Raw genomic sequence first — 25,601 nt, 5'->3', positions numbered from 1 at the left:
GCGAGGAGGAACGACTCGGCGTGGGCGCGCCCCACACGCGTGAGCGCGGGTCTCTGGAGACCCGCGCTCACGTCCATGCCCCGCGGTGACGTCAGCGCACCGCGCTGGCATCACTCGAAGGGACGGATCAGACTCGGAGGTCGAGCCAGGCGACCTGCTCCGGGGTCAGCTTCAGGGACAGGGCGTCGGTCGACGAACGCGTCTCCTCGATGGACCGCGGCCCGATCAGGGCGAAGGTCGGGAAGTCCTGCGCCAGCACGTAGGCCAGGGCGATCGCGGTCGGCGCGACACCCAGCTCGGTGCCGAGCTGACGGGCACGGGCCAAGCGCTCGAAGTTGTCGTCGCTGTAGTAGCAGCGCACGAGATCCGGGTCCGACAGGTCCTCGGGTTCGGCACGCCCGGTGAAGAAGCCGCGTGCCTGCGACGACCACGGCAGCAGCGGCGTCTTCGTCTCCTCGAGCCACGCGCGGCTCGTCGGATCCGTCACCTCCACGCACCCGGCCCACGGTACGTCGAGTGCGCGGGCGAGACCGAAGTGGTTGCTCAGCGCCGCGAAGCCCCGCTTCCCGTTCGCCGCCGCATAGGCGTTCGCCTCCTCGAACCGCTCGATCGACCAGTTGGAGCCACCGAACGCACGGATGCGACCGGCCTCGGCGTGCTCGTTCAGCACGTCGACGAACTCGCCCACCGGCACCTCGGTATTGTCGCGGTGCATCAGGTACAGGTCGAGGTGGTCGGTGCCCAGCCGGTCGAGGCTCTCGAACAGCTGACGCGAGATCGACTCCGGGTCGCAGAACGGCGTGTGCGCACCCTTGCCGATCACCACGACGTCGTCCCGGAGGCCACGGTTGGCGAGCCAGCGTCCGAGCAGCTGCTCCTGCAGGCCGTCGCCGTACAGCCAGGCCGTGTCGAAGGCGTTGCCGCCGCGCTCGAAGAAGTCGTCGAACATCGCCGACGCGTGCGACAGGGTCTGCTGGTTGTCGACACCCATCACGAGCCGGGAGATGTCGTGGTCGATGCCCGCGATGCGGCCGGTCGGCATCGGGAGTTCGGCGCGCACGGCGAGCGGCCGGCCGGAACCGGTCGGGATGTCGGTGTCGATCGACTCGAACGGGTACTCGAGGCCGACCGCCTCGCGCCAGCGGTCGAGGGTCGCCGCGTTGCCGAGCGAGTCCGCCCAGCGCATCTGCGGTGCCTGACCGGCGGCGGCGAACGCAGCGACCGCGTCGGCCTGGATCGCGTACTGCGGCGCCCCGGGGATGTGGATCGACTCCGTGCCCGAGACGGTGCGGACCTCGATCGTCGACCCGTCCTCGACCGACGGCAACCACGGGTCGGACACGATGATCTGGCCCGTCGAACCCGTGACGACGACGCGGTTGTCGTCCTGCATGCGCACGCCGCTCGTGACGTGCGCCGTGATGCCTGACGGGAACACGAGCGACGCGCTGGCCCACTCGTCGACGCCGGTCGAGCCGATGGTGCCGTTCCCGGTGACCTCCGTCGGGTCGGCGAACGGTGCACCCACGGCGGCACCGGCGACGAGCCTCGCGATCGAAACCGGGTAGCCGCCGACGTCGAGGATCCCGCCGCCCGCCAGCTCCGGGTTCATGAGTCGGTGCTCGGCCGGGAGGTTCGCGGCGAACGCGAACGACGCCTCGATGTGCTCGACCTCGCCGATGGCCCCGGACGACACGAGTTCGACGAGCTTGGCGGTCTGCGGGTGGAAGCGGTACATGAACGCCTCGGCGAGGTACACGCCGGCACGCCGGGCGGCCTCGATCGCGAGCATCGCACCGGCGCGGTTGACCGAGAGCGGCTTCTCGCTGACGATGTGCTTGCCCGCTTCCGCCGCTTCGATCACCAGCCGGACGTGTTCCGTGTGCGGGGTCGCGATGTAGACCGCGTCGACGCCGGGGTCGGCCAGCAACTCGGCGACGGAGTCGTACCCGCGGACGGGAGCCGTGCCGTCCCCGAAGCGCTCGCCGAACTCCTCGGCACGCGACGCGTCACGACTGGCGACGGCGGCGAGTCGACCGGTGCGACTCGCGTGCAGCTCGGTCGCGAACCGTTCGGCGATCGTTCCGGGTCCGATGATGCCCCAGGCGACGTGTTCCATATGGTGGTGCTCCTCAACGTTGATCGGCGGTGCGATGGTCTGTGGTGAACGTCACCGTGAACGTTCACGGTGTGAGCGTATCAGTACGATGTGACCATGACCAGGCCGCGCGACGATCACGCTCCAGCGCGAGCGACGATCATCGACGTCGCCCGGGTCGCCGGTGTCTCCCGCCAGACCGTGACCCGAGCGCTCAACGGGATGCGCGACGTCAGCGACGCCACCAGGCAACGGGTCGTCGAGGTCGCAGCCTCGCTCAACTACCGGCCGAACCGCGCTGCGCAGCACCTGGTGAGCGGCCGGACGACGACGCTCGGACTGGTCGTCGACGACCTGCGGAACCCCTACTACCCGGAGCTCGCGGCCGCCCTCGTGCAGCAGGCGGCCGAGCGGGGATGGACCGTGTTGGTCGCCGAGGTCGGGGGAGCGGCGAACGCATCGGGCGACCGGCCCGCCGCCGCGGATCGCGGGCCGGACCTCCCCGACGCGGAACGTGCGCAGCTCGCCGAACTCGCGCGGCAGGTCGATGCGGTCGTCGGGCGCAACGGCGCCGACCACGGAGCGCTCCAGGGCGCCTTCGCCACCATCCCGTTCGTCTCCCTCGGCGACCATCGGCCAGAGGAGTCCGAGGCCGGAGCGGACCCGTCCGACGCCCAGCCCGCGCTGCAGGTGGCGGGCGTCGACATCGACTTCGAGGACGGCATCCGACAGGCGCTCGCCCACTTCGTCGCGACCGGGCGCCGGTCGATCGCGATGATCGACGCCTCGGCGGAACCGTCCGGACGGCGTCTCGCGTACCGGGCGTTCCTCGACGAGCACGGCTTGCCGTGGTCGGAGGCGTCGGAGACCTGGGCGGAGGACACCCACCAGGGCGGGGTCTCGGCCGCCCTGCGTTGCCGCGCCGCGATGCCCGACGTCGACGCCGTACTCGTCTTCAACGACGTCATGGCGGTCGGCGTGCTCAAGGGCCTCGCCCGTGCCGGGGTCGGCGTGCCGGAGGACGTCGCCGTCATCGGCATCGACGGACTCGACCTCGGTCGCTTCGTCACCCCTGAGCTGACGAGCGTCGCCGTCGACAAGGGTGACATCGCACGGCACAGCCTGGAGTTGCTCGACGGCATGATGTCCGGCACGCTCCCGCTTTCGGGGCCGTCCGTCCGACGCTCGGTGGGTGTCTCGCTCGTCGTCCGCGAGTCCGCCTGAGCTGATCCACTGAGCCACTCCGCCTGAGCTGCACCGGCCCCGTCGTCCGGACGGTCGCGGACGACACGGCAGACTGGTCACATGTCTGAACTCCTCGCCCTCTGTCGCGTCGAAGCCCTCCGGGTGGACGACGGGTCGATCGGTGTCACCGCGATCGACAAGCGCCCGGTCGACGAGCCGCTGCACGTGCGGCCGATGGGGCTGTACGGCGACGTGCAGGCCGATCGCAAACACCACGGCGGCCTGACGAAGGCGCTCTACGCCTACGCCGAGGAGGACGCGCGGTTCTGGGAGGGCGAGCTCGGTCGGGAGATCACGCCGGGGCTGTTCGGGGAGAACCTCCGTACGCAGGGGCTCGACGTGAACGGTGCCGAGATCGGTGAGCGCTGGCGGATCGGCGACACCCTCGTCGTCGAGGTGACCTGTCCGCGCACCCCGTGCGGCACCTTCCAGCGGCGCCTGGGCGAGCCGCGGTGGGTGAAGCGCTTCGCCGACGCCGCACGGCCCGGCGCCTACCTCAAGGTGGTCAAGAGCGGGACGGTGCAGGCGGGCGACCCGATCGAGATCGTCCGACAGCCCGGCCACGGCGTGACCATCGCCTCCTGGTTCGCCGCGGCGGACGAGGCGCAGGCGGTCACCCTCGAGCAGTCGGAGCAGTCCGGCGCCGTGGTGCTGGCCCCGGAGATCCATGAGTCGATCAAGCAGCTCCGCCGCAAGCGGCCCGTCTGAGCTTCGCTGTCGCGTCCTCGCACCTGTGCGACCGCTGAGTGCAAGCCCCGCCCGGAACAGTCCGGAAGCGGACGCTGTTGCATACCATGGAGCCGAAGACCGGAGCACGCGGGGACCCCGCACGGTGCTCGGCACGAAGGAGGAGTCACGATGAGTGCAGCAGACGAGCAGAGCACGACGACCGAGCGCGCGGTGCTGGCCGGCGGATGCTTCTGGGGCATGGAAGACCTCGTCCGGAAGATGCCGGGCGTGAAGTCGACGCGCGTGGGCTACAGCGGTGGCGATGTCGCCAACGCGACCTACCGCAACCACGGCACCCACGCGGAGGCCCTCGAGGTCGTCTTCGACCCGAGCAAGCTGTCCTTCCGCGAGCTGTTGGAGTTCTTCTTCCAGATCCACGACCCGTCGACGAAGAACCGCCAGGGCAACGACGTCGGCCTGAGCTACCGCTCGGCGATCTTCTTCACCTCGCCCGAGCAGGAGCGCGTCGCGCGCGACACGATCGCCGACGTCGACGCCTCGGGGCTCTGGCCCGGCAAGGTCGTCACCGAGGTCGAGCCGGTCTCCGAGTTCTGGGAGGCCGAGCCGGAGCACCAGGACTACCTGGAGCGCATCCCGTGGGGCTACACCTGCCACTTCGTGCGCCCGGGCTGGAAGCTCCCGCGCCGCGCCGAGGTCGCGGAGCATGCCACCGCGTAAGTACCTTCGCAGCGCCCGTCACCTCGGTGTCGGGCGCTGTGCCGTGCATGGACCGGCGGGCTCAGACCGGCGGGCTCAGACGCCGTCGGCGCGCGAGGAGTTGACGGCGTCAGAGGCCAGTCGTGGCGCGAATCGCGGGTCGAACTGCAGCGGTGGATCGTCGGGTGACGCGAGCGACGGTTTGCCGAGGCGGACCCACTCGAGGTACTGGAGGTAGGGGTCGGACCCGGCATCGACCGGCGCATCGACGATGCGCTTGCGTCCCCACGGCCACTTCCACCCCACGATCAGCATCCTACGGACGGTTCCTGAGGATCCGCGGACCATCACGGCACGATCTCGCAACGATGCCACCGCCTCGTGCTCGTTTCGTCTGACGGATAGGGGAGTTGTCCATCCCGCGGCCGTGCTGTCATGATGAAGCACGGCGGAGATAGCTAGACAGTCGAGATACTTCGGCGGTTGTCCGGACCCGGTCGTCGCACCCGCCGAGAGAGGTCGTTCCATGGGCTCCACCGGTAGCGAGGCGTCTGAACTCCGCCGTGCGTGGGTGGAGCAGCTCACGGCAGACCGCTTCGGCGTCTTCGTGGGAGACCGGCGCGTCGGGTTCATCGACGTGGACTGGCCACTGCACGTCGCCCTGCGCGGAACCGACTACGAGACGGCGGTCGAGGTCGATCGCGCGATCCGGTTCGATCAGGCGCTGCGTGCCGTCCTCGCCGCCTGAGTGGCCTCCGGTGTCCGGCGGCTATGATCGCAGCACGATTCGGGTGGACGAACGGCCGGGCGATCGTCGTTCGGGCCCGCGAGGCGGAGGGGGACTGACATGACCGACTCCTTCAGTGCCGAGCCGTGGGCATCCGGCCTCCCGGTCCTCGAGCTGCCGATGTTCCCACTCGGCTCCGTGCTGTTCCCACACATGCCGCTCGCCCTGCGGCTCTTCGAGGAGCGCTACCTCACCATGTTGGCGCACCTGCTCGAGGCCGAGGACCCGGCGTTCGGCGTCGTGCTCATCGAGCGCGGCCGTGAGACGGGAGGCGGTGAGCACCGCTTCCGCACCGGGACCGTGGCGGAGATCGTCGAGGTCGACGGCGGCGAGGGCTTCGTCGCGGTGATCGCCGAGGGCGGTCAGCGCTTCGAGGTGACCGACTGGCTGCCGGACGACCCGTATCCACGCGCTGAGATCCGAGCCCTCGACGACCTGGAGTGGGACGATCGCTGGGAGCCGCTGCGGGATGAGACCGAGGCGGCGGTGCGGCGTTCGCTCGCGGTGGCCAGCGAGTTCAGTGAGCAGCAGTGGGCCTCGGTCGTGGAACTCGCCGACGACCCGCTGGAGTCGTCCTGGCAGCTGGCGGGCATCGCGCCGGTGAGCGAGATCGACCAGATGCGGTTCCTGTCGGCCGGTTCGCTCGAAGAGCTGCTGGTCGGCGTGCGCGATCGCGCCACCGAGGCGGGCGAGGCGTTCATCGCGGGTGGCATCGCCGACGCGGACGACGAGGACTGGGACATCCTCGGCGACTGAGCCCCGACGCCGCACCTCGACAGGCTCGGTGACCGGAGTGCTCGTGACCGGGTGCACTCGGTGACCGGTTGGATCCGGTCCCCGGAAGCTCGCCTCCCGCTACACCATTCACCGACCCTCCCCTCCGCCGGTCACTGACCGTTCCCTTCCGCCGGTCACTGACCGTTCCCTTCCGCCGGTCACTGAGCCTGTCGGAGTGCCCTTGCGCATTCGTGGAAACGCTTTACTATTTCCTATAGGATCTTTTTGACCGGGAGCACCAGCCCCGAGCAGTCCCTGAGCGCAATGGAGCATCATGACGGATACGACCGCGACCGCGTCGACCCCCCGATGGACCGCCGACACCTGGCCCATCGCCACCTGCCTGCACGGCATCCCACCCGTCGACCGCAACGGCGTCTCCCTGCACGACGCGGAACCCGAAGCGTGGGACGACCTCTTCGCGCAGGTCGCCGGCGTCGGGTTCACCCTCGCCGAGCTGCCCGACAGCCATGTCCGGCCCGCCGACCTCGAACCGTCCCGTCGCGACGAGTTCCTCGCCATCGCGAAGTCGCACGGCGTCGGTGTCCCGTCCGTCCACCTGCAGCGGCAGAGCGTGATCATGCCGGGCCACGAGGAGCGCAACCTCGAGTACGCGCACCGCACGATCGACGCCGCGGCGGAGTGGGGGATGCAGGTCTTCTCCACCGGCCTGCACCAACCGTTCAACGACGCGCAGCGCAAGGCGCTGTGGTTCTGGACCGCGCAGGGCCCGAAGGACCCCGACGACCCCGAGGTCTGGAACGCCGCCGTCAGTCGCATCCGCGAGCTCGGCAAGCACGCAGCCGAGGTCGGCCTGCCGCTGGCACTCGAGCTCTACGAGGACACCTACCTCGGCACCGCCGACAGCGCGGTCCGGTTCGTGGAGGAGGTCGGGCTCGACAACGTCGGCCTGAACCCCGACGTCGCGAACCTCATCCGCCTGCACCGCCCGGTGGAGGACTGGCGCGAGCTGTTCGCCAAGACCCTGCCCTACGCCAACTACATGCACGTGAAGAACTACACCCGCGACGAGGCGGCCGACGGCAGCTGGGCGACGTCCGTGCCCTCCACCATGGAGGCCGGGCTCATCAACTACCGCCAGGTCTTCCGCGACGCCGTCGAGCTCGGCTTCAACGGCATCATCCTGGCCGAGCACTACGGCGGCGACAGCCTCGGCATGTGCTCCACCAACCAGAAGTACATCAGGACCCTGCTGCCGCAGGCCTGATCCACACGACCACAGGAGAGCCTCATCATGACCACACACACCATCGCCGTCGTCGGATCGGGGTACATGGGCGGCGGCATCGCCCAGGTGCTCGCGCTGTCCGGCGCCACCGTCCGCATCGCCGACATCTCCGAGGAGATCGCGCGCAAGAACTACGACCGCCTCATCGCCGAGGCCGAGCAGTTCGTCGCCGACGGACTCTTCCCGGCCGACGCCGTGGAGCGGATCCGCGCCAACGTCTCGCCCGCCGCGTCCATCGAGGAGGCGGTCACCGGAGCCGACTTCATCGAGGAGGCCGTCCCCGAGAAGATCGAGATCAAGCACGAGACCCTCCGTCGCATCAGCGCCGCAGCCTCACCCGACGCCATCATCGGCTCGAACACCTCGACCATCCTCATCGGTTCGCTCGCCGAGGCCGTCACGAACCCGGAGCGGTTCCTCGGCGTCCATTTCTCGAACCCTGCCCCGTTCATCCCCGGCGTCGAACTCATCCCGCACGAGACCACCGCCGATGCGGCGATCGGGACCGTCGAGGAGATCGTCGCGGCGACCGGCAAGGAGACCGCCCGCGTCAAGGACGCCACCGGCTTCGTGCTGAACCGCCTGCAGTACGCGCTGTTCCACGAGGCGACGCAGCTCGTCGAGGAGGGCGTCGCGACGCCCGAGGACATCGACACGATCGTCCGCACCACCTTCGGCTTCCGGCTCCCCGTCTTCGGTCCCTTCGCGATCGCCGACATGGCCGGACTCGACGTGTACTCGTTCTGCTACGCCTCGCTCCAGACCCGGTGGCCCGAGCGGTTCGCCACACCGGACTCCCTCAAGGAACTCGTCGACGCCGGCAAGTTCGGCACCAAGTCGGGTGCCGGCTACCTCGACGTCCCGGCCGACCGCACCCCCGAGCTGATCGCCTACCGCAACAAGGCGTACGTCGCGATCAAGCGGCTCATGGACGAGCTCGGCCCCGCACCCATCAACTGAGCGCCGCGCCGACCGAACGCAACGTCCGACTCGATCGGACACCGACTTCACCACTCCCACGCAGAAAGGCCGGCCATGACCGCCACCACCTTCCCCGAATCCAAGACCGTCGTCCTCACCGGCGCAGCCTCCCCGCGCGGCATCGGTCGGGCCTCAGCCCATCACCTCGCCGAACTCGGCTGGAACATCGGGATCATCGACCTCGACGAGGCTGCGGCGCAGGCGGTCGCCGCCGAGATCGCGGAGCAGCACGGGGTGCAGGCGGCCGGCGCCGGCGCGAACGTCGCCGACGAGGCGCAGGTGCGTGCCGCGTTCGACGCGCTCGAGGCCGCCCTCCCACAGCTCGTCGCCCTCGTGAACCTCGCGGGCGTCGCCTCACCGGTGCCCTACCTCGAGGTGAGCGCCGACGAGTGGCAGCGCGTCATCGACATCAACCTCAACGGCGTCCACTACACGACCCGCCGTGCGGTCGAGTCGATGGTGTCGAACGGCGTCGGTCGTGTCGTCAGCCTGTCGTCCGTCTCCGCCCAGCGCGGCGGCGGCACCTTCAGCAAGACGGCCTACTCAGCGGCGAAGGCCGGCGTGATCGGCTTCACCCGCAGCGTCGCCCGCGAGCTCGGCCACGACGGCATCACGGTCAACGCCATCTCGCCCGGACCCATCGACACCGACATCATGGGCGGCACCCTCACCGAGGAGCGCAAGACGGCCATGGCCGCCGACGGCGTCCTGCCGCGCATCGGTACCCCGCGCGACATCGCGGCCGCCATCGCCTACCTCATCAGTGAGGACGCCGGCTTCGTCACCGGTCAGACGCTGAACGTCGACGGCGGCCTCTACATGCACTGATCCACCACACGCACCACGAGCGAACGGAGCAGCACCATGCAGCACCTCACCGGTCAGTGGACCAAATCCCGGTTGATCTTCCTCGGTCTCGGCGTCGTCTTCGTCGGCATCGGCCTCTGGATGATCATCCCCTCGATGGTCTCCTGACCACCGCCAGCAGCAGCAGTAACGCCAGTAGCACCCACCCGCACCAGTCATCTCAAAGGAGAGTGTCTTGTCCACACCCAATCCGCCGGCGATCGGATCGACCAACGATCCGGCGCTGAAGTCGGCGATCCGCAAGGCGTCGAAGCACCTCATGCCGATGCTCGTCATCCTGTACTTCGTCGCGTTCCTGGATCGCACGAACGTCGGCTTCGCCGAGGAGGCGCTCAGCGTCGACCGCGGCATCTCGAACGGTGCCTTCGCCCTCGGTGCCGGCATCTTCTTCATCGGCTACGCGATCTTCGAGATCCCGAGCAATCTGCTGCTGAAGAAGTTCGGCGCCCGGTTCTGGCTCGCCCGCATCGCAGTGACCTGGGGCATCGTCGCCGCCCTGTTCGCCTTCACGACGAACGACACGATGTTCATCGTCCTGCGCTTCCTGCTCGGCGTGACCGAGGCCGGGCTCTTCCCCGGCGTCATCATGTTCCTGTCGGAGTGGTTCCCGAACAAGGTCCGCGTCCAGATGTTCTCGATCTTCTACCTGGCACAGCCCTTCTCGCAGATGCTCGGCGCCCCGCTGAGCGGTGGCCTCATCAGCTTCGGTGACGCCCTGACCCCGTGGCACGGCTGGCAGGTGATGTTCTTCGCCGAGGGCATGCTCGCGGTCCTCGCCGGTTTCGCTGCGCTCTACTTCCTCACCAACTCGCCGCAACAGGCGAAGTGGCTGGACCAACAGGAGAAGGACTCGTTGACGGCCGCGATGGAACGCGAGGACACCGTCCGGCAGTCGGACGGCCCGACCGGTATCGCGAAGGCGATGACGAGTTGGAAGGTGTGGTACTTCACCATCATCTACTTCTGCCTGCAGATCGCGGTGTACGGCACGACGTTCTACCTCCCGCAGCAGGTGTCGAACCTCATCGGTCAGGACGTCGGCTGGCAGGTCGGTCTCGTGGCGGCCATCCCGTGGCTCGTGGGTCTGTTCGCCTGCTACTACGTGGGGCGGAACGCGAACACGGTCGTCCGGCGCCGCACCTGGGGCACGTGGTTCTACATCTCCACCGGCGTGTTCATCCTGGCCTCGGCCTGGGCGGGCGCGAACAACCAGCCGATCCTCGGCATCCTGTTCATCACCATCGCGGTGGCGAGCTTCCTCTCGGTCGGGCCGATCACGTGGGCCTACCCGACGGCGTTCCTCACCGGAACGGCTGCGGCGGCGGGCATCGGCCTGATCAACTCGCTCGGTAACCTCGGCGGCTTCGTCGCCCCGATCATGCGCACCGGGATCAACGAGAGCGTGCCGACCGACAGCGGTGTCTGGGGTGTGGTCTCGCTCGGCGTGTTCGCCTTCCTCGCGGCCGCGATGCTCTACTGCACCCGGTTCTTCCGTGGGGCGAAAGCGGACGAGCTGCTCGAGACGACGGCGACCCGCACGGCGCACTAGTCACGACGCAACTCCCGGACGGGGTCGATCGCTCAGGCGGTCGGCCCCGTTCTGCGCCCTTCGACAGGCTCAGGGACCGGAGGAAGGCGGCTCAGGGGCCGGAGGACTCGGTCCCTGAGCCTGTCGAAGGGCGGCTCAGTGCTCGGCGTCGGTGCGGGCGCGGGTGCGCACGAGCTCGATGTGCGAGCGCATGGCCGCCGCGGCGGCCTCGGGGCCATCGGAGAACGCGTCGAGGATGGCGCGGTGCTCGACGACCGCCTGGTCGGCGTCGGTGACACCCGTCTCGACCGTCTGGCGCATGCGGTGCACGCGGGTGGAGATGCCCTCGGACATGTCGAGGAGGAAGGGGTTGCGGGTGCCCTCGAAGATGAGGTGGTGGAAGTTCCAGTCCACCGCGAAGTACTCGCGGAGGAGTGCGACGGGGATCTCGCCGGCCGACGCCGCGGCGCGCACCCTGGCGGTCATCTCGACGTGCTGCGCGAGGGCGACCTCGAGGGCCGGGACGAGCTCGTCGGCGTGGGCGGCGGCCAGCGCGGTGGCGCCGCTCTCGAGCACGATGCGGGCGTCGAACAACGACTCGAGCTGGTCGTCGGCGAGCGGCGGTGCCACCCGGTAGCCCTTGTGGGTGACGCGGGTGACGAGCCCGGTGCGTTCCAACTGGACGAGTGCCTCGCGGACCGGCGTCGGGGAGACGTCGAGGTCACGGGCGATGGCGTCGATGGACAGCCGGGCGCCCGGTTCGATGCCGGAGCTGAGCAGCATGTCGAGCACCAGCTCGTAGACGCGGTCGCGCAGACCACGGCGCTCGAGCGAGGAGGAGGCGCCGAGCGGGAACACGGCATCAACCACGGCAGGCTCCGAAGGGTGTGCTCGAGGCGTCGTCACGGAGGGGGACCTCCGGCCGAGCGGCCGCGATGATCGTCGATGACCAGTTTACGGGGCCTCCAGCTGTCATCGCGGCAGGTCGGAGCCCGCGCGGTCGAGACCGGCCACCTCGTCGAGCACCAGCGCGAGGGCTGCCGGATCGTGGGCGAAGCGGCCGAGGAAGACCCCGTCGACCGCGTCGCCGATCGTGGTGAGCAGGCCGGGTCCGGCGCTCCCGCCGTAGATGACGGACGAGGAGGTGTCGACCACACCCCTCGTGTCGAGGACGTCGAGGTGACCACGCAGCCGGAGGCACACCGCGCGGATGTGGGCGGGACTCGCGGCCTCGGAGGCACCGATGGCCCAGTGCGGTTCGTAGGCGACGATGACGCGGCCCACGATCCCGGCGGCGACCGCCCCCGCCAGGGCGTCGTCGAGCTGTGCGACGCATTCCTCAGCCGCCGTCTCGGCGTCTCCGCGCTCGGTCTCTCCGATGCACAGCACCGGCGCGAGCCCGTTGCGGAGCGCGGCGGTCGTCTTCGCGCGGACGACGTCGGGCGTCTCGCCGAACAGTCGGCGTCGCTCCGCGTGTCCGACCTCGACGACCTCGCAGCCGACCTCGCGGAGCTCCGCACCGCTCACCTCGCCGGTGAACGCCCCGGTGTCCTCGGTCGCGAGGTCCTGCGCCCCCACGGACGCCACGCCGTGGAGCCGCTCGACCGCGCCGGTCACCGAGAGGTATCCGGGGATGACGAACAGCTCAGCCGCGCCGGACCGGAGTGCGTGGTGCTCGGCCGACACCCCCGCGACGACCGAGCACCAGTCGAGCGTCTGCGCGTGCCCGAAGTACATCTTCAGGCTCACGCCGACGAGTCTGGGACGTCCTGACATCAGGACGCTTCGTATGCGCTGATCTCCTGCACCTTGTCGTTCGACGCGCTCGAGGCGTCGAACTCGTAGGTGAGCCACTCGCGCACGTTGCGGCGGGCGAGTTCGATGCCGACGACGCGCTGGCCCATGCAGAGCACCTGGGCGTCGTTCGACAGCACCCCTCGTTCGACGGAGAAGCCGTCGTGTGCGGTGACGGCGCGGATGCCCGGGACCTTGTTCGCCGCGATCGCGACACCGAGGCCCGTGCCGCAGATGAGCAGCGCGCGGTCGGCCTCGCCGCGGGCGACGATCTCGGCCGCGGTCACCGCGACGGTCGGGTAGTTGGTGTGGCCGTCGGCGTCGACCCCGACGTCGACCACGGAGGCGACCAGATCGCTCGCCTCGAGGTCGCGCTTGAGAATCTCCTTGTAGTCGTAACCGGCGTCATCGGAGCCGATGACGATTCGCCAGGTGCGGGTCATGGTGTGCCTTTCGTTGTTGGAGCGGGGCCCGTCGACAGGCTCAGGGACCGGTGCAGGGGTAGCTTCAGGGAGCGGGTTGTGTGTCGGTGGATCGGGCGTCAGCGCTCGGCGAGGAGGGTGCCGACACGCTCGACGATGAGGGCGAGCGAGACGGCTCCGGGGTCCTCGACACCGACGGCCTTCGAGCCGTGCGAGCGGGCGCGGCCCATGCCGGGCATGAGACCGGCCGTGTCGTGGGCCGCGGTGGTGGCCGCTGCCGCCGCCGTGGTCCAGGCGGTGGAGAGGTCGTCGCCGGCGGCGACGCGCTCGGCCAGCGTGTCGGCGAACGGGACCAGCGCGTCGACGAGCGTCTTGTCGCCGACGGACGCCTTGCCGTAGCGCATGACGGCGTCCTTGGCGGCGGTCACGCCCTCGCTCACAGCGGTGGCGGTCGGGCGCTCGGTGTCACCGAGGCGCTCGCCGAGGGTGCGGAGCATGACGCCCCACAGGGCACCCGAGGTGCCACCGGCGCGGTCGGACCAGGCGTCGCCCGCGCGGTCGAGGAGGGTCGCCACGCCGGCTCCGGTCTCGCGCAGGCGCTCGGCCTCGGCGGCGGCGGCGGTCGCCCCGCGGTCCATGCCGATGCCGTGGTCGCCGTCTCCGACGATGGCGTCGAGTCGTCCCAGCTCGTCCGCGTGCTCCGCGAGGAGTTCGTGGATCGCGGAGATCGCGTCGGCCACGACGGCCGCCGACTCCTGCGACTCGAGCGAGGCGTCCGGGACCTGGAAGGCGACGTCCTCGGTGTCGTCGGCGGCCACGGTCTCGAGCGCGCCGGTGTCGACGGCACCCGTGCGGAACGCGGGCGTGTCCGCAGCGGCACTCCACAGTCGCTCCAGCTCCTCGTCCACCCAGAGCAGGGTGAGCGAGACGCCGGCCATGTCGAAGCTCGTGCAGAACTCACCGACCTGCGGGTCGACGAGGGTGATCCCGGCGTCCTCCAGCAGGGAGGCGATGCGGTCGTAGACGACGAACAGCTCTTCGGACTTCACGGAGCCGAGGCCGTTGAGGATCGGGACGACACGCGCTCCCTTCGGCGTGACGCCCTCCGGGATCTCGGCCTCGGCCAGGAGGTGGTGCACGAACAGCTCCGCCAGTCCGTCCGCGGAGGGGATGTCGGTCTCGTCGATACCGGGCTCGCCGTGGATGCCGAGCCCGACGGCCATGCGTCCCTCCGGTACGGAGAACAGCGGTTCGTCGGCACCGGGCAGCGTGCACCCGGAGAACGCGACACCCATCGAACGGGTCCGGGCGTTGGCCAGGACCGCCACGCGCTCGACGTCGTCGATGGAGTACCCACCAGCGGCAGCGCCGCCCGCGACTTTGAAGACGGTGAGGTCGCCCGCGATCCCGCGGCGCTTCTCGAGTTCGGTGGGCGGTGCGCTGAAGATGTCGTCGGTCACGGTGACGGTGCGGCAGTCGATGCCGTCGGCACGCACGGCGTCCTGGGCAGCGGTGAAGTGCAGGACGTCGCCGGCGTAGTTGCCGTAGCTGAGGAGGACACCCCGTCCCTGCTCGCTCGCACGGACGACGCCCTCCACCTGGTGCGCGGACGGCGAGGCGAAGAGGTTGCCCATGGCCGCACCGTGGGCGAGTCCTGGGCCGACGAGGCCGGCGAACGCGGGGTAGTGGCCGGATCCGCCACCGATCACGAGGGCGACCTCCGGTTCCGCGGACTTCGTGGAGCGCGACACCCCGCCGGAGACCTTGCGTACCCAGCGTCCGTTGGCGCGGACGAAGCCGTCCACCATCTCATCCGCGAAGTCGGCCGGTCGGTTCCAGAGCCTGGTCATCTGCATCTCCTCGTCATCGAGTCCGTCGATCCGGCGCAAGCCGGCACATCGCGATAATCCTATAGGATATTGGAACCGACCGGAACCCTGAGCTGCGCAGAACTCAGGAGACCGCAGGCGGGTCGGCACCGTCGGGCGGCGGCCGGAGACGACGCGCCGGAGAGCACCTGAGTTGTGAACGGGTGACTCGAGGGGCACACGTCGACGGCGTCCCGACGGCTGAACCTGCCGAGGCTCGAGTGGGGGAGACCCGGCCCCGGCAGGTTCGGCGATCGGGACGCCGGCGATCAGGGACGCGTGGCGGTCGACTCCGTGTGCGCGGATTCGACGCGTTCCGCACGGCGTGCCGCGAGGAGCGAGGGCGTGATCGCGAAGGTGATGCTCGATGAGCGGCGCGGAGCGGTCGCCCGCAGGAAGCCGAGCCGCTCGGCCAGGGCGATGGACCTGGTGTTCTCCGGCTCGATGACGGCCGTCACGGTCTTCGCCCCGACCTCGCGGAACGCCAGGTCGATCATGGCTGCCGAGGCCTCGCTCGCGAGACCACGTCCGCCGACGGCGGGGTCGAGGACCCATCCGATCTCGACCGAGCGCTCGGCGGGCAGGACGTCGCGGAGGTGCAGGGAGACGTCGCCGACGAGCCGTCCGTCGTGCTCGACGGCCAGGGCGAGGAAGTCGCCCGACTGCCAGAGGCGGCTGTGCCGGACGCGGTGGCGCAGGTGCTCGCGGGACGCCTCCCGGTCGCGGACGGGCCACGGCAGGTGCTCGACGACCTCGGGCAGGGACTGGATGCGATACCAGGCCTCGGCGTCCTCCAACCGGTGGCGACGCAGGACGAGACGGTCGGTGCTGATCGGGTGCGCGTCGACCGGAGCCTCGATCCGCGGCCCGCGGAGGAAGCGAGGACGTGAGACGCCTGCCGGGAACAGGGGACGCAGAGCCCGGACCGCGGCGGCGAGGCCGCTCCGGATCCGGTCCGCGGGCTCGGCCGTCGCTCCGGCCGTCCGGCGACGGCGGGGGGCGAACGACGTGCCCAGGGGCTCTGCTCGGGTCATGCCCTCCACGGTAGGCACCGCACCCATGGGCTCGGCCTGAAAAGATATGAGGCCTCTATGAATCGCCCGTCGCTCCCACGCCTCGCAGCTCGACGACGGATAATCGACCCATGCCCTCCGACCTGCCAACGCAGATCGTCGACTCGGGGCGCCGCCGGGCGGTCCTCGCCAAGCTACCGCGGATGTACCGGGCCGACGGTTCACCCATCCGCGTCCTCCTCGTCGACGACGAAGCGGTCCTGACCGACCTCGTGAGCCTGGCCCTCGGCTACGAGGGGTGGGTCGTGGACGTCGCCACCAACGGTCGCGAGGCCGTCCAGCGCTACCGCACGGAACGTCCGGACGTCGTCGTCCTCGACATCATGCTGCCCGACATGGACGGGTTGAGCGTCCTCCGCCAGCTCCGCAGCTTCTCGCAGGGGGAGCCGGAATCGGGCACCCCGACCCTGTTCCTCACCGCACGCGACTCGGTGGACGACCGCATCATGGGACTCACCGCGGGCGGCGACGACTACATGACGAAGCCGTTCTCGCTCGAGGAGCTCGTGGCCCGCCTCCGTGGTCTCCTCCGCCGTACCGCGCACGTCGTGTCCGACGACGACTCCCGCATCACGATCGGCGGGCTCTTCCTCGACGAACGCAGCTACGAGGTCAGCCGCGACGGCGAGCCGGTGGCGCTCACGACGACGGAGTTCGAGCTGCTCCGCTACTTCATGCGCAACCCGAAGCGCGTGCTGAGTCGCGCCCAGATCCTCGACCGCGTGTGGAACTACGACTTCGCCGGCAAGGCCAGCATCGTCGACCTCTACGTCTCCTATCTCCGCAAGAAGATCGACGCCGACCGGGCGCCGATGATCCACACCGTCCGCGGTGTCGGATACGTGCTGCGGCCGGTCGAATGAGCACCGCTTCGGTTCCGACTGCGGGCGTGCCGACGCCTCGGGCGGACCGGCGGCACCCGTGGACGCTCCAGCGACGGCTGGTGACGGGCATCGCCGCGGTCATCGCCGCGGTCCTCGCGGTGTCGGGCATCCTCACGATCGTCACGGTCGAAGCGTCGGTCACCGCCGTCGTCGACACCCAGCTCACGGGATCGATGGAGGCCTTCGAACACTCCGTGGTGAAGTTCCACGATCAGCAGGCCGGTGGGGGAGCCGTGGTGGACCCCGATGCCACGCGCGGTGAGCCCGGCTACGTCAAACCGTTCGTCGACTACGTCGGCCACGGGCCCGGCACGCTCATCGCGCTCGTCGCTGACGGTGCGGTCGTCGACTCCGCGCGCTTCACCCAGTCCAACGCGACGGCGCTCGACGTGCGGACGAAGGCGCTCATTGAGGAGGCCGTCGCGGCCGACAGCTCCGAGCGACAGAACATCGAGTTGGGGTCGCTCGGCGGGTACCGGCTCGAGTTCCTCGACCATGGCGACGGCGAGACCCTCGTGGCCGGCGTCTCGCTCGCCACCCCGCGAGCGGCCGTGCAGCAGGAGGCGATCGTCATCGCGATCCTCGCCGTGCTCGCGCTCGCGGTCACCATCATCGGGGCGATCATCGTGGTACGCCTCGGGCTCCGACCGTTGTCCCGCGTGGCCGCCGCCGCCGAGGAGGTGTCCACGCTGCAACTCGAGCGCGGTGACACCGGGATCGACGTGCGGGTCGATCAGGCCGACACCGACCCTCGGACGGAGATCGGCAAGGTCGGCGAGGCGCTCAACGGCCTCATCGACCACGTCGACCGCGCACTCGCCGTCCGAGCCGCGACCGACAAGCGCATGCGTCGGTTCGTCACCGACGCGAGCCACGAACTCCGGACGCCGCTCGCCGCGATCCAGGGCTACGCCGAGCTCACCCGTCAGGACAGTGAGAGTCTTCCGCCCATGACGGAGCATGCACTCGCCCGCATCGAGTCGGAGGCGACCCGGATGAGTTCGCTCGTCAGCGAGTTGCTCCTGTTGGCGCGTCTCGACGAGGGCCAGGACCTGCACCTCGACGACGTCGACCTGAGCGACCTCGTCGCCGCCGCCGTGAGCGACGCGGCGGTCTCGGCGCCGGCGCACCACTGGTCGGTCGACGTGCCGGAGCGCGCGATCGTCGTGCGCGGCGACCGCGAGCGCCTGCATCAGCTCGTCGTGAACCTGCTGTCGAACGCCGCCGTGCACACCCCGGCCGGCACCTCCGTGGTCACCCGCATCAGCGCACCGAAGAGTCCCGACGAGCCGCAGCGCGCCTCGCTGACGATCGCCGACGACGGACCCGGCATCGATGAGGCCTTCCTCCCCGAACTCTTCGACCGGTTCGCCCGGGCCGACTCGTCGCGCTCGCGTGCGGCCGGCAGCACGGGTCTCGGCCTGGCGATCGCGTTGTCCATCGCCGAGGGCCACGAAGGCTCGATCGAGGTCGCCTCGTCGTCCGCCGGCACGACGTTCACGGTGACGCTGCCGTGGTCGGGTCCGTCCGAGGAGCACCCCGCGGTCCGGCCTGCGGCCGACGCCACCGGCTCGCTGCCGGAGACGGTCACCTCGACGCGAGGCTGATCGCACGACCGCGGTCGTCGAGTTCGATCCGGTCACCGAGCCGCTCACGGTCACCGAGCTTGTCGAGGCGCCCTTCGACAGGCTCAGGGACCGGAAGGGGAAGCTCAGGGGCCGGACCGGGAGGCTCGCGGATCGGACCGGGAGGGGTGGCGCAGGGACCGGACCGGGAGGGGTGGCTCAGGGGCCGGACCGGATGCCTTCGGGGGCCGATCGGCGGAGCGCGATGAGCTGTTCCGCCGAGCGCGCGAGGTGTGCGCGGAGCTCCGCCTCGCCGCGGTCGCCGATGAGGGCGTCGACGAGTCGGTCGTGCTGGTCGATGAGTTCCTCCGGCGGGAGGACGCTCCGGAGCTGCACCATGAACAGGCCGAGCTCGGCGAGCAGGCCAGCGTGCGCCTCGCTCACTCGAGGGCTGCGGGCCGCGGCGACGATCGCGTGGTGCAACTCGGCGTGCGCAGCCTCGATGGCGCGGTGATCGCCGGGCCGGTCGATGCAGATGCGTCGGAGACTGTCGTTCGCCGCGATGATCGAGGCCGGTGGGCGCGACGACGGCTCAGCACGTGTTCGCAGCAGCCGGACCGCCTCGGCCTCGATCGCCGTCCGGTACTCCATGAGGGCGAGCACATCGGCGTCGCTGAACGACCGCACCCGTGCGCCGCGGTAGGCCTCGAACGTGACGAGGCGCTCCGCCGCGAGCGCCTGCAGTGCCGCCCGGACGGTGTGCCGGTTGACGCCGAACCGGACGGTGAGGGCGGTCTCCCGCAACGGCTCGTCCGCACCGAGTCGTCCGTCGAGGATGTCCTCCCGCAGTGCATCCGCGACGGCGTCGACCGCGGTCATCGGGCGACCTCGCGACGATCGGTGCGCGTGGGCACCACGAGGATCGCGAGTCCGGTCACGAGCAGCGCTGCACCGACGACGGTCGACGGCCCGAAGGACTCTCCGAGGAGCAGGATGCCGAGGAGCGTCGCCGTCAGTGGTTCGAAGAGCGTGAGCGTCGCGACCCGTGACGCGGGCAACCCGCCGAGCGCGTAGCCGAACAGCAGGTACCCCGCCACCGTGTTCACGAGCGCGAGCCATGCGACCGCGAGTGCGCCGGGCACGGTGAGGATCCAGGCGGTCTCGGTGGCGAGGAGGACCGGCACCGAGACGAGCGCCGCTCCGCCGAAGAGCGCCGCCATGGTGCCGAGCGGTGTCCACCCGTGCTCGATGAGCGCCTTGCTGCAGAGCGTGTACAGGGCGTAGGAGGCTCCGGCGCCGACGGACGCGAGCAGCCCGTCCACCGAGACGGTCCCGATCCCGCCGCCCGTCACTCCGGACAGGACGGCGACACCGGTCGCGGCGACGATCGTGGCCAGGAACCAGCGACCGCTCGGGCGCCGGCGGTGGATCGCCCATTCGAGGAGGCCGGTGATGGCGGGTGCGGAGCCGAGCGCCGTGAGGGTCCCGATCGCGACACCGTTGCGTTCCACTCCGAGGAAGAAGAACGGCTGGTACGCGGTGACACCGACCGTGCCGACGATGACGGCGATGATCAGGACGGGCCTCCCGAGTTCCACAGCGCGGGGGCGAAGCGGCCTCGTGGACCCGGAGCGATGGGCGAACGCCGCCCACACGAGGACGAGCAACGCTCCGCCGAAGACGATGCGTGCGGCGCCGAAGGCGACCGAACCCACCTCGATCGGCAGGAGCGCGTGAGCCGTCCCCGTCGTCCCGAAGCACACGGCGGCGAGGATCGCGGCGGCGACGGGCAGGCGCCCCGCGGCGGTGCTGCTGCCGGTCGTCGGGGTCGCCATCGGCGAACGGGTCATGGGGACAGCTTGCCGCAAGATTGTGTAACAATCAACGGCTGCATGGGATGTCCGGTACATACGCCACGACGCCCACCCGCTCGAGGAGCGGACGGGCGTCGGGAGGGAGACCGGGTCAGCCGGCGTAACCGCCGCTGATCACCGACACCCCGAGCAGGAGGGCTGCGCCGGCGGCGACGATCAGGGCGAGCGCCAGCATGGTGCCGGAGATGATGACGGCGGTGAGGGCGAAGCCCTTCGACTTCGGCTTGCGGGCGAGCGCGATGATGCCGAGCACGAGCGAGGCGATCGGCAGGAGCACGAACGACGGCGCGACGACCGCGGCGATCGACAGGGCGAACGCGATGATCGACAGTGTCTGGGTCGAGCTCTCGCGGTCGACGGCCGTCGGGGCGGGTACGGGTGCGAGGGGCACGGGCGTCGTCGGCTGGGTCAGCGCGACCTCCTGCACGGGCGTGGCCTGGGTGAGGGGCTCGGGGCCGAACGCTTCGGTCGGGGCGTCTGCCAGGGTCACGTCCTCGGCGGGCGAGATCGTGGTGGACTCGGTTGTGGCTGAGGCGGACATGAACTGGTTCCTTCCTCCGCGGTGTGCGGAGCTGTCTCCGCGGTGTGCGGAGCTGATCGGTTGATGGTTCCAGCCTGCTCGGACCGCCTCCGTTCCGAATCGCCCGCGCGCCTGATCCCCCGTCCTCCTGCGGAGGTATCCTGCGCGGCCCGTCCGTGGGCCGCTGGTGCCACACACGGCGACTACCACGGCTCGAGCCGACCCCCGTAAACGGGACAGAGGGGTTTCGCAGGCGACGGGTGTCCGTTTATCCTGGCGCCCATGACCCGCCGCATCGGAGCCGCTGTGCTCGCCCTGCTCGGAGCCTCCGCGCTCGCCTTCGCCGCAGCCGTCCCGGCGGCCTCCGCCGCGACCACGTCGAGCTGGGCGACGTGGCCCACGTTCTCCGGTGCATCGGGGTCGTACCAGGGCACCATGACCCTGGCCGGTCAGCCCGCCCTCACCGCGGCGTTGACGAGCGACTCGGTCGGTGGCGGTGGCGTCGGCGTCATCTCCGGCGCCTCGACCTGGCTGGCGGCCTCGACCCCCGTCGGTGCCAAGTACGGCAGCAGCCGGGATCAGCCCTACCTCAACCTCCGCCCGAAGGCGAACAACGCGGCGTCGCCCTCGACCACGACCTACTCCTTCGCGACGCCGACGCCGCCGTCCGGCTGGACCTTCGTCCTCGGCGACATCGACGCCGACCAGGTCACCGTGACGGCGATCGGTCCCGACGGCGCGGCGCTCACCCCTGACGAGCTCGGGTTCAACGGCGGCTTCAACTACTGCGCTCCCGGCCTGGTCGGCAAGCCGTCCTGCACCGGATCCGCAACGGACGTCCCCACCTGGGACCCGACGACGCAGGTACTCCGCGGCAACGACGCCGCTGCGGACACCGCCGGCGCGGCAGGGTGGTTCGAACCCTCCGCCCCGATCTCCAGCCTCACCTTCTCGTTCCGGCAGCGGTCGGGCGCGCCCGTCTACCAGGCGTGGTTCGCGTCGATCGCGCGTGACGTGACCGGCACGGTGACCGACCAGAACACGGGCCCGCTGGACGGCGTCGGCGTCCGGCTCATCGACCGCGACGGCCGGGTGGTGGCGTCGACCACGACCGCGGGTGGCGGCACCTACACCTTCGCCGGCTACTTCGCGACCGACGGCTACACGGTGCAGCTCGTCCCGCCGACCGGCAAGATCGCCGTCGGTCCTGCACGTGCCGCAGTTGACCTCACGGACACCGACGCCGTCGCGGACTTCGCCGTCCGCGACATCGTGCCCGTCGCCGTGTCGGGGACCGCGCTCGACACGGACGGCGTCCCGATCGTCGGTGCCACCGTCACCATCGACGGTGTCGGCAGCGTCACCACCGACACCGACGGGAACTACCTCTTCGACACCGTGCCGGTCGGCGACCACTCTGTGGTCATCACGCCACCGTCCGGGTACGCGGTCCAGACCGCACCGGCGTCGTTCACCGTGCCGGTCGGCAGCGAGACGCCCATCACCGAGCAGGACTTCGTGCTCGTCGCGAACCCCAGCCTCGGCGGCGTGGTCAGCTCCGGTGGTGTCGGTGTGGCCGGCGTCACCGTGAGCGTCGACGGTCCGAACGGTGTCGAGCGCGCCGTCACGGCCGCCGACGGTTCCTACCGCTTCCCGCTCCTGCCCGCCGGGTCCTACGAGGTCTCGGTCGTCGCCCCCGAGGGGTACGTCGTCTCCGGAACCGCAACCCGGGCGGAGGAGCTCGCCGGCGCCGATCTGGACGCGGTCGACTTCGAGCTCGCTCGGCTCGGCACCGTCATCGGCGACGTCCGGACGGACACCGGCGCCCCGGTGCCCGCCGCGACGGTCACGGTGACGACGCCGGGCGGCCCGGTCGCCCTGACCACGACGGCCGAGGGGTCCTACGGGCTCGCCGACCTGGCGCCGGGCAGCTACGAGGTCACGCTGACCGTTCCGGCCGGGTACTCCGTGCCCGCGGGTGGCGCCACGACCGCCACTGTCGTCGTCGGCACCGACGGCGCTGTCCAGACGGTGCCCACCTTCGTGCTCGTCGCCGACGCCGTGTTCGGCGGCCTCGCCGGAACGGTCGAGACGGACGCCGGTGCTCCGATCGCGGACGTGAGCGTGACCGTCGAGACTCCGGCCGGCCCGGTCGACATCACGACTGACGCCGACGGCGCCTATGGCCTCGACGGACTCGCGCCCGGCTCCTACGAGGTGTCCGTGGCGGTCCCGGCGGGCTACACCGCCGAGGGGGCCACCACGGCGACCGCGGTCGTCGCCGCAGACGGTTCCGTGGTCTCGGTGCCGGCCTTCGTCCTCGTTCCCGACGCCGTCGTGCCCGTGCCGTCGGCGAATCCGAGCGACCCCGCCGTTCCGGGCAACTCGGGTCGCCTGCCCTCGACCGGTGCGGACGCGATGCCGTGGATCGTCGCTGCCGGAGCGCTCTTCGTGCTCGGCGCCGCCGGTGTCGTCACCGCGGCCGTCCTGCGTCGTCGACGCGCGAATCGGGACGAACTGTCCGGCGAATGACCGTTTGAACGACCTCTCGGGGATGGGAGGGCGCGGCTCGTCCGTAGACTTGGGCGAGCCGCGCCCCACCCAGGAGTGCGGATCGCACTGCTGAACGGGGATCCGTGGACATCATCGGGTGGGTGAACGACGCCGCGACGGCGCTGCCCGATCCGCTGATCTGGCTCCTCGGGCTCCTGTTCACGACCGCCGAGTCCGGCCTCTGGCTCGGCCTCGTCGTCCCCGGTGAACCGGTGGTGCTCCTCCTCTCGGCCATGCTCGACTCCGCCCCCGGCGCCCTCGTGCTGTTCCTCGCGGTCGCCCTCGGCGGGTCGCTCGGGGACCAGCTCGGCTACCTCGTCGGTCGTCGTTCCGGTGGCCGCCTCCGTGACTCGGCCGTCATCCGGCGCCTCGGTGTCGACGGCTGGGACCGCGCGGTCGAGGCGCTCGAGCGACGCGGGGCCCAGGCCGTCTTCCTCACCCGGCTCGTGCCCGTGCTCCGATGCCTGACACCGACCGCCGCGGGGGTCGCCCGCGTGCCCTACCGGTCGTTCCTCGCGGCATCCCTGCTGGGCTCCCTCCTCTGGTCCGCCGTCTACGTCGGCGTCGGCTCCCTCGTCCGTGCCACGCTCGACACGGTCCGCCAGTACCTCGGCGCCACCGGCTGGGTGCTGCTGTTCGCGCTCGTCGTGGTGGTCACGATCGTCGCGATCGCCCGATTCCGCCGCGGTGCCGCGATCCCCGGTGACGAGGCGATGATCCCGGTGACGCTGCACGAGAAGACGCCGCTCGCGCGCCTCCGGACGCAGCTGTTCTCCGACGACGACTGGAAGAATCTGCCGAACGCGATCACGGCGGGACGTATCGTCCTCCTACCGGTCTTCGCCGCCCTCGTGATCACCGGCTCCTACTGGGCCGCGCTCGTCGTCGGTGCGGTGGTGTTCCTGAGCGACGTCGCCGACGGGCAGATCGCGCGCCGCATGGGCACGGTCTCCGCGCTCGGCACCTGGCTCGACGGGGTCGCCGACCGCCTGACCGTGGTCGTGGTCGCCGCATCGTTCGCCATCGGGCAGATCATCCCATGGCAGGTGTTCGTGGTCATGATCGTCCCCGACCTCCTGCTCGCGTTCGTCGCCGTCGTCGCGTTCCGCGGGACGCCGGAGGTGCCGGTGAGCATCGCCGGCAAGATCCGGACGGTGTTCCTCTTCGTCGGCTTCTTCGCGCTGCTCACGGGCCTCGCGCTCGGCGGCGGGGATCCGGCGTCGGCGCTGTACCGGGTCTTCGGCGGGGTCGGGTTCGTGGCGATCCTGCTCGGACTCCTCGGCCACTTCGTCGCAGCGACCCAGTATGCGCGACGCATGGTCGTCACCTGGCAGCGACAGGGCGTCCGCGCGGCCCGCTGAGCGCCGCGCCGACCATCGTCGGAGGCCCCCACCGGATGGCACACGGCCACAGCGCAGGCGGCGTCGTTTAGGCTCGGAGCATGCCAGTCGACTATCCGGACCTCGTCATCTTCGACTGCGACGGCACGCTCGTCGACACGGAACGCATCTCCGTCCGGGTGAACCTGCAGCTCCTCAACGAGGTCGGCGGCGACTACACCGAGGCGGAGGTGCGGGAGCTCTTCGTCGGCGCCTCACTCGAGACGTACGCGACGCTGGTCGAGCAGCGCCTCGGGAAGCCGCTCGAGGCCGACTGGATCCAGCGCTGGAGCGACATGTTCCGCGGCATCTGCGAACGTGAGCTCGAGGCGGTCGACGGGGTCGTCGACGCCCTCGACGGTATCGCTGCGACCGGGGTGCCGCTGTGCGTCGCCTCGAACGGGATGCTGCACGACGTCGTCCGCAACCTCGGGCAGGTGGGCATCCACGATCGCTTCGACGGGCGCATCTTCAGCGCGACCGACGTCGCCGTCGGCAAGCCCGCACCCGACCTGTTCCTGCACGCCGCCGCCGACTTCGACACGGCCCCCGAGCGGTGCGCGGTCGTCGAAGACAGCGTCGTCGGCGTCCTGGCTGCCCGTGCGGCCGGCATGACGGTCTACGCCTACGCCGGCGGCATGACGCCCGCCGAGCGGCTCATCGGCGACGGCACCCACGTCTTCGACGACATGCGCCTGCTGCCCGACCTCATCCGCGACACCTGGGCGGCCTCCGCGGCACGCTAGCCGTG

Annotated in this window: 24 protein-coding genes; 14 read left to right on the top strand and 10 right to left on the bottom strand. The window is 70.5% G+C overall.

Translation table 11 applies throughout. The features are described 5' to 3' along the window. Positions 1-127: 127 nt before the first annotated feature. On the bottom strand, positions 128-2,119 hold the full coding sequence (locus QRN44_RS00415; protein WP_285037996.1) for an aldo/keto reductase: 1,992 nt from the start codon (positions 2,117-2,119) through the stop codon (positions 128-130). A 96-nt stretch (positions 2,120-2,215) separates the two neighbouring features. On the opposite strand from QRN44_RS00415, the gene QRN44_RS00410 reads away from it, so the two are divergent. The 3 genes from QRN44_RS00410 (at position 2,216) to msrA (ending at position 4,750) form a co-directional block, all read left to right on the top strand. Then, positions 2,216-3,322, top strand: a complete 1,107-nt coding sequence (locus tag QRN44_RS00410) for a LacI family DNA-binding transcriptional regulator (protein WP_121292567.1) — start codon at positions 2,216-2,218, stop codon at positions 3,320-3,322. Between the two features lie 81 nt (positions 3,323-3,403). Then, the gene (locus tag QRN44_RS00405) at positions 3,404-4,051 is read left to right on the top strand and encodes an MOSC domain-containing protein (RefSeq protein WP_175117241.1); all 648 of its coding nucleotides are present in this window, start codon (positions 3,404-3,406) and stop codon (positions 4,049-4,051) included. 150 nt (positions 4,052-4,201) lie between these two features. Next, complete coding sequence (gene msrA, locus QRN44_RS00400; RefSeq protein ID WP_285037995.1) at positions 4,202-4,750, top strand: peptide-methionine (S)-S-oxide reductase MsrA; 549 nt, start codon at positions 4,202-4,204, stop codon at positions 4,748-4,750. 75 nt (positions 4,751-4,825) lie between these two features. Here msrA and QRN44_RS00395 read toward each other — a convergent pair whose 3' ends face one another. Then, complete coding sequence (locus tag QRN44_RS00395; protein WP_124767435.1) at positions 4,826-5,035, bottom strand: hypothetical protein; 210 nt, start codon at positions 5,033-5,035, stop codon at positions 4,826-4,828. A gap of 220 nt (positions 5,036-5,255) precedes the next feature. On the opposite strand from QRN44_RS00395, the gene QRN44_RS00390 reads away from it, so the two are divergent. The 6 genes from QRN44_RS00390 to QRN44_RS00365 all read left to right on the top strand — a co-directional run bounded on the left by QRN44_RS00390 (position 5,256) and on the right by QRN44_RS00365 (position 10,939). Beyond that, entirely contained in the window at positions 5,256-5,477 is a 222-nt protein-coding gene (locus QRN44_RS00390) for a hypothetical protein (protein ID WP_121292571.1), read from the top strand. A gap of 99 nt (positions 5,478-5,576) precedes the next feature. Continuing rightward, on the top strand, positions 5,577-6,272 hold the full coding sequence (locus QRN44_RS00385; protein ID WP_254628336.1) for an LON peptidase substrate-binding domain-containing protein: 696 nt from the start codon (positions 5,577-5,579) through the stop codon (positions 6,270-6,272). Between the two features lie 295 nt (positions 6,273-6,567). Then, a complete protein-coding gene (locus tag QRN44_RS00380) occupies positions 6,568-7,521 on the top strand; it encodes a sugar phosphate isomerase/epimerase family protein (RefSeq protein ID WP_079003326.1) in 954 nt (317 codons plus the stop codon). Between the two features lie 27 nt (positions 7,522-7,548). Beyond that, complete coding sequence (locus QRN44_RS00375) at positions 7,549-8,502, top strand: 3-hydroxyacyl-CoA dehydrogenase family protein (protein WP_285037994.1); 954 nt, start codon at positions 7,549-7,551, stop codon at positions 8,500-8,502. A gap of 75 nt (positions 8,503-8,577) precedes the next feature. Continuing rightward, positions 8,578-9,351, top strand: a complete 774-nt coding sequence (locus QRN44_RS00370) for an SDR family NAD(P)-dependent oxidoreductase (RefSeq protein ID WP_064295682.1) — start codon at positions 8,578-8,580, stop codon at positions 9,349-9,351. Positions 9,352-9,565: 214 nt separating this feature from the next. Next, on the top strand, positions 9,566-10,939 hold the full coding sequence (locus tag QRN44_RS00365; protein ID WP_064295683.1) for an MFS transporter: 1,374 nt from the start codon (positions 9,566-9,568) through the stop codon (positions 10,937-10,939). Between the two features lie 135 nt (positions 10,940-11,074). On the opposite strand, the gene QRN44_RS00360 is transcribed toward QRN44_RS00365, so the two are convergent. From QRN44_RS00360 to QRN44_RS00340, 5 genes are all read right to left on the bottom strand, one after another. Beyond that, positions 11,075-11,788, bottom strand: coding sequence for a GntR family transcriptional regulator (locus QRN44_RS00360; RefSeq protein WP_240555556.1), 714 nt, complete (start codon positions 11,786-11,788; stop codon positions 11,075-11,077). Positions 11,789-11,890: 102 nt separating this feature from the next. Beyond that, positions 11,891-12,667: a triose-phosphate isomerase family protein gene (locus QRN44_RS00355; RefSeq protein WP_350310081.1), complete on the bottom strand. Its 777-nt coding sequence runs from the start codon at positions 12,665-12,667 to the stop codon at positions 11,891-11,893. A 26-nt stretch (positions 12,668-12,693) separates the two neighbouring features. After that, the gene (locus tag QRN44_RS00350) at positions 12,694-13,155 is read right to left on the bottom strand and encodes a ribose-5-phosphate isomerase (protein WP_285037992.1); all 462 of its coding nucleotides are present in this window, start codon (positions 13,153-13,155) and stop codon (positions 12,694-12,696) included. 98 nt (positions 13,156-13,253) lie between these two features. Beyond that, the gene (locus tag QRN44_RS00345) at positions 13,254-14,984 is read right to left on the bottom strand and encodes a dihydroxyacetone kinase family protein (protein ID WP_285037991.1); all 1,731 of its coding nucleotides are present in this window, start codon (positions 14,982-14,984) and stop codon (positions 13,254-13,256) included. Positions 14,985-15,271: 287 nt separating this feature from the next. Then, a complete protein-coding gene (locus tag QRN44_RS00340) occupies positions 15,272-16,036 on the bottom strand; it encodes a GNAT family N-acetyltransferase (protein WP_285037990.1) in 765 nt (254 codons plus the stop codon). Positions 16,037-16,146: 110 nt separating this feature from the next. On the opposite strand from QRN44_RS00340, the gene QRN44_RS00335 reads away from it, so the two are divergent. Both QRN44_RS00335 and QRN44_RS00330 read left to right on the top strand, forming a co-directional pair. After that, on the top strand, positions 16,147-16,938 hold the full coding sequence (locus QRN44_RS00335; protein WP_064295688.1) for a response regulator transcription factor: 792 nt from the start codon (positions 16,147-16,149) through the stop codon (positions 16,936-16,938). Positions 16,939-17,018: 80 nt separating this feature from the next. After that, on the top strand, positions 17,019-18,566 hold the full coding sequence (locus tag QRN44_RS00330; protein ID WP_199687191.1) for a sensor histidine kinase: 1,548 nt from the start codon (positions 17,019-17,021) through the stop codon (positions 18,564-18,566). Positions 18,567-18,743: 177 nt separating this feature from the next. Here the strand turns inward: QRN44_RS00330 and QRN44_RS00325 are convergent, their stop codons facing one another. The 3 genes from QRN44_RS00325 to QRN44_RS00315 all read right to left on the bottom strand — a co-directional run bounded on the left by QRN44_RS00325 (position 18,744) and on the right by QRN44_RS00315 (position 20,939). Then, positions 18,744-19,403: a GntR family transcriptional regulator gene (locus tag QRN44_RS00325; protein WP_285037989.1), complete on the bottom strand. Its 660-nt coding sequence runs from the start codon at positions 19,401-19,403 to the stop codon at positions 18,744-18,746. Then, on the bottom strand, positions 19,400-20,374 hold the full coding sequence (locus QRN44_RS00320; protein WP_285037988.1) for a DMT family transporter: 975 nt from the start codon (positions 20,372-20,374) through the stop codon (positions 19,400-19,402). Before QRN44_RS00320 ends, QRN44_RS00325 begins: the two co-directional genes overlap by 4 nt. Positions 20,375-20,489: 115 nt before the next feature. Next, a complete protein-coding gene (locus QRN44_RS00315) occupies positions 20,490-20,939 on the bottom strand; it encodes a hypothetical protein (RefSeq protein WP_285037987.1) in 450 nt (149 codons plus the stop codon). Positions 20,940-21,200: 261 nt separating this feature from the next. On the opposite strand from QRN44_RS00315, the gene QRN44_RS00310 reads away from it, so the two are divergent. From QRN44_RS00310 to QRN44_RS00300, 3 genes are all read left to right on the top strand, one after another. Next, the gene (locus QRN44_RS00310; RefSeq protein WP_285037986.1) at positions 21,201-23,450 is read left to right on the top strand and encodes a carboxypeptidase regulatory-like domain-containing protein; all 2,250 of its coding nucleotides are present in this window, start codon (positions 21,201-21,203) and stop codon (positions 23,448-23,450) included. A gap of 104 nt (positions 23,451-23,554) precedes the next feature. Then, positions 23,555-24,832 carry a CDP-alcohol phosphatidyltransferase family protein gene (locus QRN44_RS00305; RefSeq protein WP_285037985.1) on the top strand — a complete coding sequence of 426 codons (1,278 nt, stop codon included), beginning with the start codon at positions 23,555-23,557 and terminating at the stop codon, positions 24,830-24,832. An 80-nt stretch (positions 24,833-24,912) separates the two neighbouring features. Continuing rightward, positions 24,913-25,596, top strand: coding sequence for an HAD family hydrolase (locus QRN44_RS00300; RefSeq protein ID WP_071258626.1), 684 nt, complete (start codon positions 24,913-24,915; stop codon positions 25,594-25,596). Positions 25,597-25,601 lie beyond the last annotated feature (5 nt).

The organism is Plantibacter sp. lyk4-40-MEA-4 (genome assembly GCF_030209415.1).
Taxonomy (GTDB): Bacteria; Actinomycetota; Actinomycetes; order Actinomycetales; family Microbacteriaceae; genus Plantibacter; species Plantibacter flavus_A.
Note: the sequence above shows the minus strand (reverse complement) of the source record. Positions and strands in the feature narration are given on the sequence as shown.